This window comes from Anaerostipes sp. MSJ-23 (assembly GCF_018918155.1).
Classification (GTDB): Bacteria; Bacillota; Clostridia; order Lachnospirales; family Lachnospiraceae; genus Anaerostipes.
This window is the reverse complement of record NZ_JAHLPY010000014.1, coordinates 1-13399: the sequence shown is the minus strand read 5'-3', so window position 1 is coordinate 13399 and position 13399 is coordinate 1. Positions and strand designations below refer to the sequence as shown.

The 13399-nt window shown below is 33.3% G+C and carries 16 protein-coding genes; 11 read left to right on the top strand and 5 right to left on the bottom strand.

Annotated elements, in window-relative coordinates:
• Position 1 precedes the first annotated feature (1 nt).
• The 7 genes from KQI71_RS09215 to KQI71_RS09185 all read left to right on the top strand — a co-directional run bounded on the left by KQI71_RS09215 (position 2) and on the right by KQI71_RS09185 (position 5825).
• Entirely contained in the window at positions 2–640 is a 639-nt protein-coding gene (locus KQI71_RS09215) for an ABC transporter ATP-binding protein (protein WP_253288012.1), read from the top strand.
• A gap of 1 nt (position 641) precedes the next feature.
• A complete protein-coding gene (locus KQI71_RS09210) occupies positions 642–1373 on the top strand; it encodes a hypothetical protein (RefSeq protein WP_216435624.1) in 732 nt (243 codons plus the stop codon).
• Between the two features lie 117 nt (positions 1374–1490).
• Positions 1491–2204, top strand: coding sequence for a LytR/AlgR family response regulator transcription factor (locus KQI71_RS09205; protein WP_216435622.1), 714 nt, complete (start codon positions 1491–1493; stop codon positions 2202–2204).
• Entirely contained in the window at positions 2201–3472 is a 1272-nt protein-coding gene (locus tag KQI71_RS09200) for a sensor histidine kinase (RefSeq protein ID WP_216435621.1), read from the top strand. Before KQI71_RS09205 ends, KQI71_RS09200 begins: the two co-directional genes overlap by 4 nt.
• Positions 3473–3596: 124 nt before the next feature.
• The gene (locus KQI71_RS09195; protein ID WP_216435619.1) at positions 3597–3740 is read left to right on the top strand and encodes a cyclic lactone autoinducer peptide; all 144 of its coding nucleotides are present in this window, start codon (positions 3597–3599) and stop codon (positions 3738–3740) included.
• 21 nt (positions 3741–3761) lie between these two features.
• Positions 3762–4325 (top strand): accessory gene regulator ArgB-like protein, encoded by a 564-nt coding sequence (locus KQI71_RS09190; protein ID WP_216435617.1) that lies wholly within the window; start codon positions 3762–3764, stop codon positions 4323–4325.
• A 297-nt stretch (positions 4326–4622) separates the two neighbouring features.
• Complete coding sequence (locus KQI71_RS09185; RefSeq protein WP_216435694.1) at positions 4623–5825, top strand: ATP-binding protein; 1203 nt, start codon at positions 4623–4625, stop codon at positions 5823–5825.
• 66 nt (positions 5826–5891) lie between these two features.
• Here the strand turns inward: KQI71_RS09185 and KQI71_RS09180 are convergent, their stop codons facing one another.
• Complete coding sequence (locus KQI71_RS09180; protein ID WP_216435616.1) at positions 5892–7517, bottom strand: ABC-F family ATP-binding cassette domain-containing protein; 1626 nt, start codon at positions 7515–7517, stop codon at positions 5892–5894.
• Positions 7518–7698: 181 nt separating this feature from the next.
• Here KQI71_RS09180 and ylxM point away from each other — a divergent pair, with 181 nt between their 5' ends.
• The 4 genes from ylxM to KQI71_RS09160 are packed head-to-tail and all read left to right on the top strand — an operon-like array spanning position 7699 to position 9968.
• On the top strand, positions 7699–8055 hold the full coding sequence (gene ylxM, locus KQI71_RS09175; protein ID WP_216435614.1) for a YlxM family DNA-binding protein: 357 nt from the start codon (positions 7699–7701) through the stop codon (positions 8053–8055).
• Between the two features lie 13 nt (positions 8056–8068).
• A complete protein-coding gene (gene ffh / locus KQI71_RS09170; RefSeq protein ID WP_216435612.1) occupies positions 8069–9409 on the top strand; it encodes a signal recognition particle protein in 1341 nt (446 codons plus the stop codon).
• A 59-nt stretch (positions 9410–9468) separates the two neighbouring features.
• Positions 9469–9714: a 30S ribosomal protein S16 gene (gene rpsP, locus KQI71_RS09165; RefSeq protein WP_201312392.1), complete on the top strand. Its 246-nt coding sequence runs from the start codon at positions 9469–9471 to the stop codon at positions 9712–9714.
• Positions 9715–9740: 26 nt separating this feature from the next.
• Positions 9741–9968 carry a KH domain-containing protein gene (locus KQI71_RS09160; RefSeq protein ID WP_216435610.1) on the top strand — a complete coding sequence of 76 codons (228 nt, stop codon included), beginning with the start codon at positions 9741–9743 and terminating at the stop codon, positions 9966–9968.
• Positions 9969–10043: 75 nt separating this feature from the next.
• Here the strand turns inward: KQI71_RS09160 and KQI71_RS09155 are convergent, their stop codons facing one another.
• From KQI71_RS09155 to KQI71_RS09140, 4 genes are all read right to left on the bottom strand, one after another.
• The gene (locus tag KQI71_RS09155) at positions 10044–10535 is read right to left on the bottom strand and encodes a hypothetical protein (RefSeq protein ID WP_216435609.1); all 492 of its coding nucleotides are present in this window, start codon (positions 10533–10535) and stop codon (positions 10044–10046) included.
• A 34-nt stretch (positions 10536–10569) separates the two neighbouring features.
• On the bottom strand, positions 10570–11838 hold the full coding sequence (locus KQI71_RS09150; protein WP_216435608.1) for an SLC13 family permease: 1269 nt from the start codon (positions 11836–11838) through the stop codon (positions 10570–10572).
• A 295-nt stretch (positions 11839–12133) separates the two neighbouring features.
• Positions 12134–12334, bottom strand: a complete 201-nt coding sequence (locus tag KQI71_RS09145; protein WP_216435607.1) for a hypothetical protein — start codon at positions 12332–12334, stop codon at positions 12134–12136.
• A 50-nt stretch (positions 12335–12384) separates the two neighbouring features.
• Positions 12385–12864 carry an S-ribosylhomocysteine lyase gene (locus KQI71_RS09140; RefSeq protein ID WP_216435606.1) on the bottom strand — a complete coding sequence of 160 codons (480 nt, stop codon included), beginning with the start codon at positions 12862–12864 and terminating at the stop codon, positions 12385–12387.
• Positions 12865–13399: the final 535 nt, after the last annotated feature.

Genomic DNA, 13399 nt, shown 5'->3' with positions numbered 1-13399 from the left:
TATGGAAGTTAAATTAAATCATATTTCAAAAAAATTAAAAAGTACGGTGATTTTAGACCAGATCAATTTGGAGTTTCGATCTGGGGTAATTTATGGAATTCATGGGAGAAATGGTTCTGGAAAAACTATGTTACTTCGTATGATTGCAGGATTGATTCATCCAAGCGAAGGAGAAGTTGTGATAGATGGAAAAGTATTACATAAAGATATTGATTTTCCACAAAGTGTTGGTGTTATGATTGAAACACCAGATTTCTGGAAAAATTATACAGGTAAAAAAGTCTTACTAACCTTGGCATCGATTAAAAAAGTCATAGGAATAAAAGAAATCGAAGAAGTTCTTGTAAGAGTTGGTTTGGATCCAAAAGATCGAAGAAGTATTCGTAAATATTCTCTTGGAATGAGACAGAGACTTGGAATTGCACAAGCAATTATGGAACATCCAGATCTGTTGCTTTTAGATGAACCAACAAATGCATTAGATAAATCTGGTGTTTTTATGGCAGAAAAGATCTTTCGAGAAGAAGCCGAGAGAGGTGCTATTGTGATTATTGCGAGTCATAATATGCAAGATCTGGAAATGTGCGACTGTTTGATTGAAATGGACGCGGGTAAAATTTATAGTATGGAAGGAATTTAGAATGAAAAAGAAAAAGATTCTATTTATTTGTATTTTTTTTCTTTGTCTTTTGCTTGCATTTGTATGGGCTTTTTCTTATGGAAATCAGGTAAAGAAAAGTTTTAAAGATAATGTAGAATTCGATCATTATTTAAACAAATATGGAAAGAATTTGAGGGTAATGAATGGAGCATATCCTTATGATAAAGAGTACGATCTGTATGGAGCTGATGAAGCAATCAAAAAACAAGAAGATTTGGATAAGAAATCAGATGTTATTGTTCGGGTAAAATTGGTATCAAATTTTAAACGAAAAATTTATGAAGAATGTATTCTTTCAAAAGTTAAAATTATAAAGAATTATAAAGGAGATCGAAAAAAGGGAGAGGAAATTTCTGTGTTTGAACCGGTCAACTGTACGGGTATGGGAAATCCAATGTTGTGTTGGGAAGGGTATACCCCTATGCAGCAAGGAGAAGAATATCTTCTATTTTTAAAATCAATAAAAGATTCACATTTTGGAAATGGCCGATATATATATCTTCCGGTTAGTTTGACTTATGCCAAATATAGAGCAGATTATGGATTTCCAAAATTATGTTCAGCAAAACAGATTGGTGAGGAATCAAAAGTCGAAGATCGTAAGATGAAATATGTAAATATAAAAGACCAAGAAGTTTTGATTTGTGATAAAGAAATATACAAAGATTATATAAATTATAAAAAATATGTGATCTTGAAGTATAAAAAATAAAAATTTATGAGGTGTATAAAAAATTTGTAAGGAAAAATCTTGAAATCACCACGAAATTATAATAAACTAACGTTTGGTAAAAAATGATGCAATTTAAAAGTTGGTGGAGAATAACGGATGAACATTGTAATTTGTGATGATGAGAAAAGCACTTGTGATATGTTGACTTTTAGTGTCAAACAGTACGAGGAAAAGCATAATGTAAAAATAAATCTGCAGATATTTTATCGGGGAGATTCCTTGATAGAATATCTGTTTTCAAATGAGAAGATTGATATCTTATTTTTGGATATTGAATTACCAGGGAATAATGGGATTGAAATTGGAAAATGCATCCGAGAAAGATTAAAAAATGAACAGATGTTTTTGATTTACATATCCTCTCATGAACAATATGCAATGGAATTATTTCAAAATCGTCCATTGGACTTTTGGGTTAAACCAATAGAAAAACAAAGAATATGGGAGAAGCTTGACTATATTTTCAACATGACAGAAAAAAGTCAAGTCTTTTTTGAGTACAAAAATAAAGGGAGCCTCCTTAGAATTCCATATAAAAATATTTTATATTTTCAAAGTAACGGAAGGAAAATAGAAATTATAACGACTTATGGGAGAGAACATTTTTATGGAAAATTAGATAATGTAGAGAAAAAAATCCCAAGAGATTTTTTTATAAGAATTCATAAATCTTATATTATTAATGATTTGTATGTTGCAAGGTATGATTATGAACGGATTGTTATGACCAATCATGATGTTTTAAGTATTAGTAAAAAATATCGAGTAATGGTTCGACATCAGATTCTGGAAAAAGAGGAATTTCTATGATGGAATTATTAATAGGAATGAGTGCTAATATATTAAGCACTTATGGAATAAAACGTTTTATAGAAATTTTTCTGAAAAATGCAGAATATCGATTTCGATATCCAATGGTATTATATACACTTTATTGGTTAATGACCTGTATTTCTTATGAGTTTTCATTTCCAATATTAAACTTTTGTATAAATTTGATTGGATTAATGATTGTTTTAGCTCCATATAAGATTTCATTGGGAAAGAAGGTCATTATAGCATTGCTTGTTTTAGTAATTTATTCTATGTTAGATATTGCAGTAGTTATATTTTTTGTGCAGCCTTATTTTTATGGAAAAGATATCCCTAATATTTATAAGTGGCTGGACAGTATATCTTTAATTTTATTAACAGAAGTCTTGAAAAAAATTGTCTTTTTTAAAAATGATGTTGAATTGCCTCAACGATTTTGTTGTGCATTAATGAGTATACCGTTTGCAAGTATAATTTTAACTTCTTATATGATGAAATCAAATAATATTAATACAAAAGGTGCTTTTATTTTAGCAATTGACTTATTAATCATTAATATTTTGATTTTTTATTTATATTATTATTTGGCCAAATTTTATATACAAGCCAAAGAAAAAGAAGTTTTGCAACAAATGATAGTTGCATATAAGTATCAATTGGATGTAATGCAGCAATCTCAAAATCGTCTTCGAGCATTACGACATGATTTAAAACATCATATATTAGAATTATCGGCAATAGCGAAAAGAGAACATCAAGATGTTATTGAAAATTATTTGAAACAGATGCAAGATTTTATGTTAAATCCAAAGGAATATGTATCTACGGGAAATCATGACTTAGATGGGGTTGTGAATTATTATATGAGAAAAGCAGAAGAAGTTTTAGATAAAGTTACGATTGACGTGAAATTACCAGAACGTAATGGAGAAGAAAATTTTTATTTGTGTATGATTCTTGGAAATTTATTAGATAATGCAATTGAAGCTTCTGTACATTCGACGGAAAAATATTTAAGATTTTCTATGAAAGAAAAAAAAGGATTTTTGTTGATTGGATTAGAAAATAGTTACTTAGGAAATATTAAGGAAAAAGATGGGCACTTTTATACAAAAAAGAAACATCAGCAAACACATGGCATTGGAATAGAAAACGTAAAGAAAATAGTAGCAATGTTGGATGGAGAAATGCAAATTAATTATACGGAAGGTCGATTTCAGGTACATGTGATCTTATATATAAAAAGATTAGCAAATAGGAATTAAGATATATTGTTCTATTTTTGTCAATAACCTAGGCTATTTTTGGAAAATATAAAAAATTATATGAAAAATTTGGTATGATAATTTTGTCAATAAAAAAGATATTTTTGGAAAGGAGATTTGATTTATGAGAGTAGTAAGCAAATGTCGAGAAATAGGAATTTTATGGGCAAAGAAAACAGCAGAAAAAGAGGCTAACCGTGCATGTCCATACATAAGCTATCAGGCAAAATTACCAAAGAGTGTCAAAGAGTTAAAAAAGCATAATTAATAAAAGATAGGTGGATAGGATATGGAAAAATTTCTGGATTGTGCCACGGATAAAATTCTTAATTATCTGGCACCAAAGGAAACAGAATATGAGGTTGTTGCTTATGGTGTTCATCAGCTGATTAGTGGGGGCTTTCAGTTTGTGTCAGCATTTGTGTTTTCTCTTTTGTGGAGACAACCACTTTTTTTCCTGATCTTATTTATACACTTTATGATTCTTCGTCCTTATGTCGGAGGATTTCATGCAGAAACAGAAAGAAACTGTTATTTAAGCTCTATGATTGCGTTAAATTTAGTTCTTGCTGTGAGATGTTTTTGCCAGATTAACATCTGGTTTTATTTGGCAACAGGCAGTGTAAGCAGTGTGATTCTTTTTTTATTCTCACCTGTTGAGAATAATGTAAATCCGTTGGAAAATCAGGAAAAAGAAAAGTATGGAAAAAGAGCAAGAATCATAACGGTACTGTTTTTCATAGAGATGCTGCTTGCCTTTTCGTTCAATATGGGGGTATTGTATGAAAGCATCAGCGTCGGCCTGTTTTTGATAGGCGTTCTTATAATTGCTGGAAAAATAAAATACAATTAGTAAAGTTTTGCATGAGAGAAATGTCCTGTAAACTGAGATGATCAGTTTACAGGATTTTTTAAGATAGAAAAATGAGGAAAAAATGGCCAAGGCAGAGATCATTTATAAATATGATAAAAACAAAAAGGAAAGTTTATATAGAGAAGATATTGATATTTTGTGTGATGGTGGAGTTCTAACAAAAATTCGATAAATTTGAGCGAAGTTCCTCTTGTATTTATAAAATTTTGTATTTATAATTAATATTTGAATCCTGAAAAATAGTAGGATACAGATGAAAGAAAGGTTATGAAGATAATGCAAGAGATGAATGTTTCATATAAACAATTAAAAGAGTTACCGAAGGAAAGTTATCAGCTTTTGGATATGAGGGATGAATCGAATACAGCCTATGGGATGATCCCTGGGGCAATGGCAGTGGCTGAGGATGAGCTTTTTTCTAAGGCAAAGGAAGTCATTGACGAGAAAAAGAAACCGATTATTTATTGTACAAAAGGTATTTTTAGTAAAGAGGCAGCAGAAAAATTAAGAGAAGAAGGACTGGAAGCTTTTAGTTTGGAAGGTGGTTATACTGGCTGGCTGTTATCTTTGATGAAAGATGAGCAGGAACAGGAAGAAAAGAAGACAAAGCAGGAGCCAGAAAAGGGAAAGAAGAAGGAACTGACAAGAACACAGGAAATTGAGAAGAGCATTCGTAAAAAGTTTCATAAACAGTTATTTTCTCGTTTTGTAAAGGCAATTAAGACCTATGATCTTGTGCAGGAGAATGATAAGATTGCAATTTGTATTTCTGGTGGAAAAGATTCCATGTTGATGGCAAAATTATTTCAGGAATTAAAACGACATAATAAATTTCATTTTGATCTTGTTTTTCTTGTGATGGATCCGGGATATAATGAGATGAATCGTAAGATTATTGAGAATAATGCAAAATTGTTAGATATTCCTATTACGGTTTTTGAATCTGATATCTTTGATGCTGTCTATGAAATTGAAAAATCACCGTGCTATCTTTGTGCAAGAATGCGTCGTGGTTATCTTTACAGCAAGGCGAAAGAACTTGGATGTAATAAGATTGCGCTTGGTCATCACTATGATGATGTGATTGAGACTATTTTGATGGGAATGCTTTATGGAGCGCAGGTACAGACGATGATGCCAAAACTTCATAGTACAAATTTTGAAGGAATGGAATTGATCCGCCCAATGTATTTAATTCGTGAAGATGATATCAAACGTTGGAGAGATTACAATGGATTACATTTTATTCAGTGTGCATGTAAATTTACGGATACTTGTACGACATGTAACCCAGATGGTGTGGCAAAATCCAAACGAATGGAAGTCAAACAGTTAATTGCCAAAATGAAAGAAATCAATCCATATGTAGAATCAAATATTTTTAAGAGCGTAGAAAATGTAAATTTAAAAACGATTGTTGCCTATAAAAAAGATGGAGTGAAACATTCTTTCCTTGATACCTATGATGATCAGAAATAATGCAAAATAAAGAAACACAGAGGTTGAGTAATCTTCCTCTGTGTTTCTTATTTATTATAAGAAATATTAATCTTCTTCAGAAATTTCTACAACCTGACGTTTTCTTGCGTCCGCATCGTTTTCAAGATATTCGTCATAAGTACATTCTTTGTCTATCAATCCGTTTGGTGTGATTTCCATAATACGGTTTGCAGTTGTCTGTACAAACTGGTGATCTTGAGAAGTAAATAATAAAGCTCCGCTGAAATCCTTTAATGCTTCATTTAATGCAGTGATAGATTCCATATCCAGATGGTTGGTTGGTTCATCTAACATCAGGATATTAGCTCCGCTGATCATTAATTTAGATAACATACAGCGAACTTTTTCACCTCCGGATAAAACACCTACTTTTTTCAAAGCATCTTCACCAGAAAAGAGCATACGTCCTAAGAATCCGCGGACAAAAGTTGCATCTTTATCTTCAGAATATTGTGTCAGCCATTCAACAATGGTTTCATCTTGACTAAAGTCTTTGGTATTATCTTTTGGAAAATAAGACTGCGTTGTAGTTACTCCCCATTTATAGGTACCAGAATCCGGTTCCATTTCTCCAGAAAGAATTTTAAATAAAGTAGTGGCAGCCAGAGTGTTTGGTCCGACAAAAGCAATTTTATCAGTTGGTTTCATTAAGAAAGAAATATTATCAAGTACTTTAACACCATCGATCGTTTTTGACAGATTTTCAACGAGAAGAGCATCATTTCCAATTTCACGGTTTGGCTTGAAGTTGATGTAAGGGTATTTACGGCTAGATGGTTTTAATTCATCTAACTGAATTTTATCAAGTGCTTTCTTTCTGGAAGTTGCTTGTTTTGATTTAGAAGCATTCGCACTGAATCTTGCGATAAAGTCCTGCAACTCCTTCATTTTTTCTTCTTTCTTTTTGTTAGCTTCTTTCATCTGTTTGGTGAGAAGCTGGCTGGATTCATACCAGAAATCATAGTTTCCGGAGAATAGCTGAATTTTTGCATAGTCAATATCCGCGATATGAGTACAGACCTTATTTAAGAAATATCGGTCATGGGATACAACGATAACGGTATTGTCAAAATTGATCAGGAATTCTTCCAGCCAATAAATAGCGTCAAGATCTAAATGGTTCGTTGGCTCGTCAAGAAGTAAAATATCTGGATTTCCGAATAAAGCCTGTGCAAGTAAAACTTTGACTTTTTGAGAACCATTTAAGTCAGCCATTTTCATGTAATGAAGTTCATTTGAAATTCCAAGCCCATTTAATAAGGTAGCGGCATCGGACTCAGCTTCCCATCCATTCATATCTGCAAATTCACCTTCAAGTTCGCTGGCACGGATTCCATCTTCGTCTGTAAAATCTTCTTTTGCATAAATTGCATTTTTTTCTTGCATAATTTCGTAAAGACGCTGATTTCCCATCATGACAGTATCAAGAACGATATGGTCATCATACTGATAATGATCCTGTTTTAATACGGACAGACGCTGTCCCTGTGTCATAGACACGTCTCCCTTGGAAGGTTCAATCTCTCCGGAAAGAATTTTAAGGAAGGTAGACTTTCCGGCACCGTTGGCTCCAATTAGACCGTAGCAGTTGCCTTCGGTAAATTTGATGTTAACATCTTCAAACAAAGCGCGTTTTCCTAAACGCAGAGTTACATTATTTGCCTGTATCATAGAATAACCTTTCTGTTTTGTTAAAAATTAAGTGATTCTTTTATATTTTACAGAAAAACCAGAGATTTTCAAGGGAAAATCAAAGAAAAGTTATATTGTGCAAGGAAAAATACTTGACAAGAGGGATTGGATTTTGTAAACTAACACATGGTAAAGGAAAAATGCTTTACAGGAGTGTCAGATGGAAAGAATCGTAGAACAGAATTTATTGTATGATTTTTATGGTGAACTTTTAACGAAACATCAGAAAGATATTTACGGTGAGCATGTACTCAATGATATGACGCCGAGTGAGATTGCGGCAGATTACGGGATTACAAGACAGGCTGCCTATGATATGATCCGACGATGCAATAAGATCCTGGAAGATTACGAGCAGCGTCTTCATCTGGTGCAGAAGTTTTTAAAGACAAAGGAAAAGGTGAAGGAGATTCACGCTTTATCAAAAAGAATTCTTCGGGAAGAGAAAAAAGATCAGATGGAGAATGATATAAAACAGATAGAATTTGTTTCCAATAAGATTTTGGAAGATTTATAAACGAGGTGAATCTATGGCATTTGAAAGTTTATCAGAAAAACTTCAAAACGTATTTAAGAATTTAAGAAGCAAAGGACGCCTGACAGAGGATGATGTCAAGACAGCAATGAGAGAAGTAAAACGAGCGCTTTTAGAAGCCGACGTTAACTTCAAAGTTGTAAAGACGTTTGTCAAATCTGTGCAGGAGAGAGCCATTGGACAGGATGTTTTAAATGGATTAAATCCAGGTCAAATGGTTATTAAGATTGTAAAAGAAGAGATGGAAGCACTCATGGGTTCTACCATGACAGAGATACAGCTTCGTCCTGGAAATGAAATTACAGTTATTTTAATGGCAGGTCTTCAAGGAGCCGGTAAAACGACAACTTGTGCAAAACTTGCAGGACAGTATAAGAAAAAAGGAAAACGCCCGCTTTTGGTTGCATGTGATGTATATCGTCCAGCGGCGATCAAACAGCTGCAGGTAAATGGAGAAAAAGTTGGGGTTCCTGTTTTTACTATGGGAGATAAGCAAAATCCAGTCGATATTGCAAAGGCTGCGGTAGAGCATGCTCATAAGAATGGTAATAATATCGTAATTCTGGATACTGCTGGCCGTCTTCATGTAGATGAAAACATGATGACAGAGCTTGTGGAAATTAAGAAGAATGTAGACGTTTATCAAAGCATTCTTGTTGTAGATGCCATGACTGGTCAGGATGCGGTTAATGTAGCCAAGGAATTTAATGATAAGGTTGAAATTGATGGAATCATCATCACGAAAATGGATGGTGACACAAGAGGTGGTGCAGCACTTTCCATTCGTTCTGTAACTGGAAAACCAATTTTATATGTAGGTATGGGAGAAAAGCTTGAGGATCTTCAGCAATTTTATCCAGACCGTATGACAAGCCGAATCCTTGGCATGGGAGATGTTCTTTCTCTGATCGAGAAAGCGGAAGCGACGATCAATGAAGAAGATGCATTAAAAATGACAGAGAAGCTTAAGAAGGCAGAATTTGATTTTAATGATTTTCTGGATCAGATGGATCAGATGAAGAAGATGGGTGGATTATCTAATTTGTTATCAATGATTCCTGGTGTTGGAAATAAGATGCAGGGGCTTGATATTGATGATAGTATGATGGATAAGACAGCCGCAATCATTTATTCCATGACGAAAGAAGAAAGAGCAAATCCAAAATTGATTAATGCTTCAAGAAAGAGAAGAATTGCAGCAGGAGCAGGAGTTCCGCTTACAGAAGTGAATCGCCTATGCAAGCAGGTTCAAAATCAGAAACAGATGATGAAGCAAATGTCAGGTATGTTAGGTGGCAAAGGTGGTAAAAAAGGTGGGTTTAAATTACCTTTTTAAACCTTAGTTATATATTTTAATTATTATGTCAATTATTTAAATTTATGGAGGTAGAAAAAATGGCAGTAAAAATGAGATTAAAGAGAATGGGACAGAAAAAGGCTCCTTTTTATAGAGTAGTTGTTGCAGATTCTAGATCTCCTAGAGATGGAAAATTTATCGAAGAAATTGGAACTTATGATCCAAATCAGGATCCTAGCGTGATCAAATTTGATGAAGAAGCAGCTAAAAAATGGTTATCTACAGGTGCTCAGCCTACAGATACAGTAGCAAAATTATTAAAAGCTGCAGGAATCGAAAAATAGTCAATAGTCAAAGTTAGGAGGCACGCATGAAGCATCTGTTGGAAGTGATTGCAAAAGCCCTCGTTGATCAGCCGGATAAAGTAACGGTTACAGAAAAAGAGACAGAAGATACTATTGTTCTCGAACTTCATGTTGCAGAAGGTGACATGGGAAAAGTAATTGGAAAGCAGGGACGTATTGCAAAGGCAATTCGTACGGTTGTAAAAGCTTCGGTTGACAAAGGTGACAAGAAGATTGTCGTAGACATTCAATAAAATTAAAAGCTCACAAACCAGAAATTGGTTGTGAGCTTTTTTAATTTTAATCATATTTTATGTGATCTATGGATCTTATTTCCTTGGAGGAATATCTTGAATTTCTGGGAGATCCAGTTTTTTAGAGTTATCGAAGAGTCCAAGGATATGAGTTAGGGAATCTTCTAATTCTTTTTCGATATCCTCCAATTTATCTGCATCGACATTGTAGTTTAAAAATAATTCTTCAATATTTTCTGTTACATGATGTCCAAGATGAGAGATCAGCAGGAAGGTGTCAAAATTATGGCTGTTCTTTGCATTTTGAAATCGTTTTAAATCAGAAGAGATAAAGTCGATAATTTCCTGATCGCTGGCAAATTTACCATGGATCATAGAATATGGTTGTACTCTTTGAAGAAAATATTTGTTGTGTCTTGTAATATTAAAGACGTAGGAGACGATTAAGCCGTCTCCAAGGTCAAATTCTGCAATATGCATGATGCTATTAAATTCTTTAATAGAAGTTGCACCAAGCTGGCGAAGATTAATATTGATATAATCGCCGGTAACTGTGTTTTGATTCATAAAATCGCTCTCCTTTTATAAAAAATATGTTTTGTTATGCGAATCGAACAAGTAAAAAGATGGAGCATACAACGATGGATAGAATCATCATTGGAAATCCAATTTTAAAATATTGTGCGAATGTAATAGGGTGTCCGTTATTTTTACTAATTCCAGATAAAACAACGTTAGCGGAAGCACCGATCAGAGTTCCGTTACCACCTAAACATGCACCGAGGGATAATGCCCACCAAATTGGAGCAACATCCATTCCTTCTGACTGCATAGTTAAGATCATAGGAATCAAAGTGGCAACAAATGGAATATTGTCCAGGAAAGAAGATACAATCGCTGAAACCCATAAGATTACCATCATCGTAATAATCATATTTCCACCAGTTAGGGAAAGCAGTCCATTAGCAAGTAATGTAATAACACCAACTTTCTTTAGACCACCAACAACAATAAACAAACCAATAAAGAAAAGAATAGTTGGCCATTCTACACTTAGAACAATTTCTTCTGGTTCTTGTCCTCCAATTAAAAGCATCAAACATGCTGCAGCAATTGCAATTGTACAAGATTCTACGCCAAGTTGGTCATGAAAAATAAAGCAAAGTGCAACGATAATAATGACAACAACGCTTTCATGCATTAACTTGCGATCTTTAATTGCTTTTTGTTCGTCAAGCTGCATAACTTTTGCAATGGATTCATCAGTTACAAATAATTTTCTTCCATAAATAAAATACATACAGATTAAACCAACAATGACAACAAAAAGAGTAGCAAAACCAGTATTCATAATGAAATCAACAAAACTTAATTTTGCAGCACTTCCGATCATAATGTTTGGTGGGTCACCAATCAGTGTAGCAGTACCACCAATATTCGAAGCCATGATCTGTGTGATGATATATGGCACAGGATCAACCTTCAAAATGTTTGTAATTGCTAATGTCATTGGACCGACAAGTAAAACGGTCGTTACATTATCAAGCATTCCAGAGAGAACCGCTGTAATGATAATAAAAATTACCATAATTGGCCATGGCCGTCCTTTGGCAAGCTTCGCAGCTTTGATTGCTATGTATTCAAAAATACCAGAATTTTTTACTACTGCGACTAACAGCATCATTCCAACAAGAATACATATGGTTTCAACGTCAACCGCGTTGACGCAGTCTTCAATAGAAAGGATATGAGTTAACACTAAAAGTACGGCACCTGTTAATGCGGCTACTGTGTTATGAACCTTTCCTGTGATGATAGCGGTCATGGTACATAAGAAAATGATGATCGCTATGATTTGTTGTAGTGACATAATTTTATCCTCCTAAAAACCTACTACATAATATCATACCCTTAATTAAAAATAATGCAAGAAAATTTGGAGAAAAATTAACAATGAAATGAAGAAATAAAGAAGGAATATTATGAAATATATACAAATGACATGAATAACATACAAAATATATATAATTGATAGGAACATTATTCTAATATATTATGATAATTTTGTATAAAATATTAGAATTATTTAAAAAAACATCCATTTTCGAATATTTTCGGAAATGGATGTTTTTGATAAAAGTTTTGTATACTTAAATTTGCTGTTTTTATAAATGAGTTACAATCTGGTCATATAAATCCAGACGGCAGTGCTGTTCATCTAATGAAAAATGTTTGCAATTAAGACAGCTTGGAGATTTTGAATCATTTCCAGTGCTTACATTTTTTACAGAATGATCGCATCCACAAGGGCAGTACTCACTACATTCTTCAGCAACTTCCTGATACACTTCATTTTGATTTTTCATAATATAAAGGTCTCCTTTCGTAATTTACTACCTTTATATTATGAACAAAATTAGTCAGGATAATTCAGATTCTTTTCATCTGCCGAATATAATGCTTGGTCTAGATAACGTTTTGCAAGATATTTAGCCATAGGAAGATTCATATCAAGATAGTTACCGCAGTCTTTTGCAGCGGCACCTGGGATATCACCTTCAAAGTCGCGAATAAATTCATAAGTTTTAGTTACAAGAGGAAGTACTTCTTTAGAAGTTAAATCTCCTGCGAGAATCAGATAGAAACCTGTACGACATCCCATAGGACCAAAGTAAATAATTTTATCACTCCATTCGGGATCGTTTCTTAAATAAGTAGCAGCCAGATGTTCAATGGCATGCATTTCTGCTGTATTCATAACAGGTTCTCTGTTAGGAGCTGTCATTCTTAAATCGAAAGTGGTTAATATTTCGGATCCAACAGCATCTTTTCTGGAGACATAAACTCCAGGAAGAAGTTTTAAATGATTAATGGTAAAGCTTGCGATTTTTTCCATAGTTATTATGTCCTTTCTTATATTATGATTCTTTCATTACTATTATACATAAGAAAAAGTAAAATGCAAAAAGAGAAAAAAGATATTGACACGAAAGGAAGAAGATGGTAAGATAGTCAAGTCGCTGAGAAAGTGACACAAAAAAACAAAATCAGACATCGTTTCTTATAGAAAAAAGAAGGAAAAAATTCTTGACAGAACGAAGTATTTATGATATTTTACAAAAGTTGCTGACAGAGATGATCAGAACATTCTAAAATATCAAAGAAAAAGTTCTTGACAAATAAGAATTGAGATGGTATGATATAAAAGTTGCTGGTGATGAGAAATTATCGAAAGCAACAAAAAAATAAAAAAGTTCTTGACAAGCAGAGAACAAAGTGATATAATAGAAAAGCTTCTTACACACGGAAGCGAATCACAGAACATTGACAACTGAACAATAAGACAACCTTGAAAATTCAATTGAATTTTTCAGACGATTTTAGTAAAAATCGACGAACGTTCTTTAAGAACAGTAATAACAAGGATAAAG

Coding starts and splice junctions, on each gene's coding strand:
- KQI71_RS09215 (WP_253288012.1), top strand. CDS start 2: ATGGAAGTTAAATTAAATCATATTTCAAAAAAATTAAAAAGTACGGTG.
- KQI71_RS09210 (WP_216435624.1), top strand. CDS start 642: ATGAAAAAGAAAAAGATTCTATTTATTTGTATTTTTTTTCTTTGTCTT.
- KQI71_RS09205 (WP_216435622.1), top strand. CDS start 1,491: ATGAACATTGTAATTTGTGATGATGAGAAAAGCACTTGTGATATGTTG.
- KQI71_RS09200 (WP_216435621.1), top strand. CDS start 2,201: ATGATGGAATTATTAATAGGAATGAGTGCTAATATATTAAGCACTTAT.
- KQI71_RS09195 (WP_216435619.1), top strand. CDS start 3,597: ATGAGAGTAGTAAGCAAATGTCGAGAAATAGGAATTTTATGGGCAAAG.
- KQI71_RS09190 (WP_216435617.1), top strand. CDS start 3,762: ATGGAAAAATTTCTGGATTGTGCCACGGATAAAATTCTTAATTATCTG.
- KQI71_RS09185 (WP_216435694.1), top strand. CDS start 4,623: ATGCAAGAGATGAATGTTTCATATAAACAATTAAAAGAGTTACCGAAG.
- KQI71_RS09180 (WP_216435616.1), bottom strand. CDS start 7,517: ATGATACAGGCAAATAATGTAACTCTGCGTTTAGGAAAACGCGCTTTG.
- ylxM (WP_216435614.1), top strand. CDS start 7,699: ATGGAAAGAATCGTAGAACAGAATTTATTGTATGATTTTTATGGTGAA.
- ffh (WP_216435612.1), top strand. CDS start 8,069: ATGGCATTTGAAAGTTTATCAGAAAAACTTCAAAACGTATTTAAGAAT.
- rpsP (WP_201312392.1), top strand. CDS start 9,469: ATGGCAGTAAAAATGAGATTAAAGAGAATGGGACAGAAAAAGGCTCCT.
- KQI71_RS09160 (WP_216435610.1), top strand. CDS start 9,741: ATGAAGCATCTGTTGGAAGTGATTGCAAAAGCCCTCGTTGATCAGCCG.
- KQI71_RS09155 (WP_216435609.1), bottom strand. CDS start 10,535: ATGAATCAAAACACAGTTACCGGCGATTATATCAATATTAATCTTCGC.
- KQI71_RS09150 (WP_216435608.1), bottom strand. CDS start 11,838: ATGTCACTACAACAAATCATAGCGATCATCATTTTCTTATGTACCATG.
- KQI71_RS09145 (WP_216435607.1), bottom strand. CDS start 12,334: ATGAAAAATCAAAATGAAGTGTATCAGGAAGTTGCTGAAGAATGTAGT.
- KQI71_RS09140 (WP_216435606.1), bottom strand. CDS start 12,864: ATGGAAAAAATCGCAAGCTTTACCATTAATCATTTAAAACTTCTTCCT.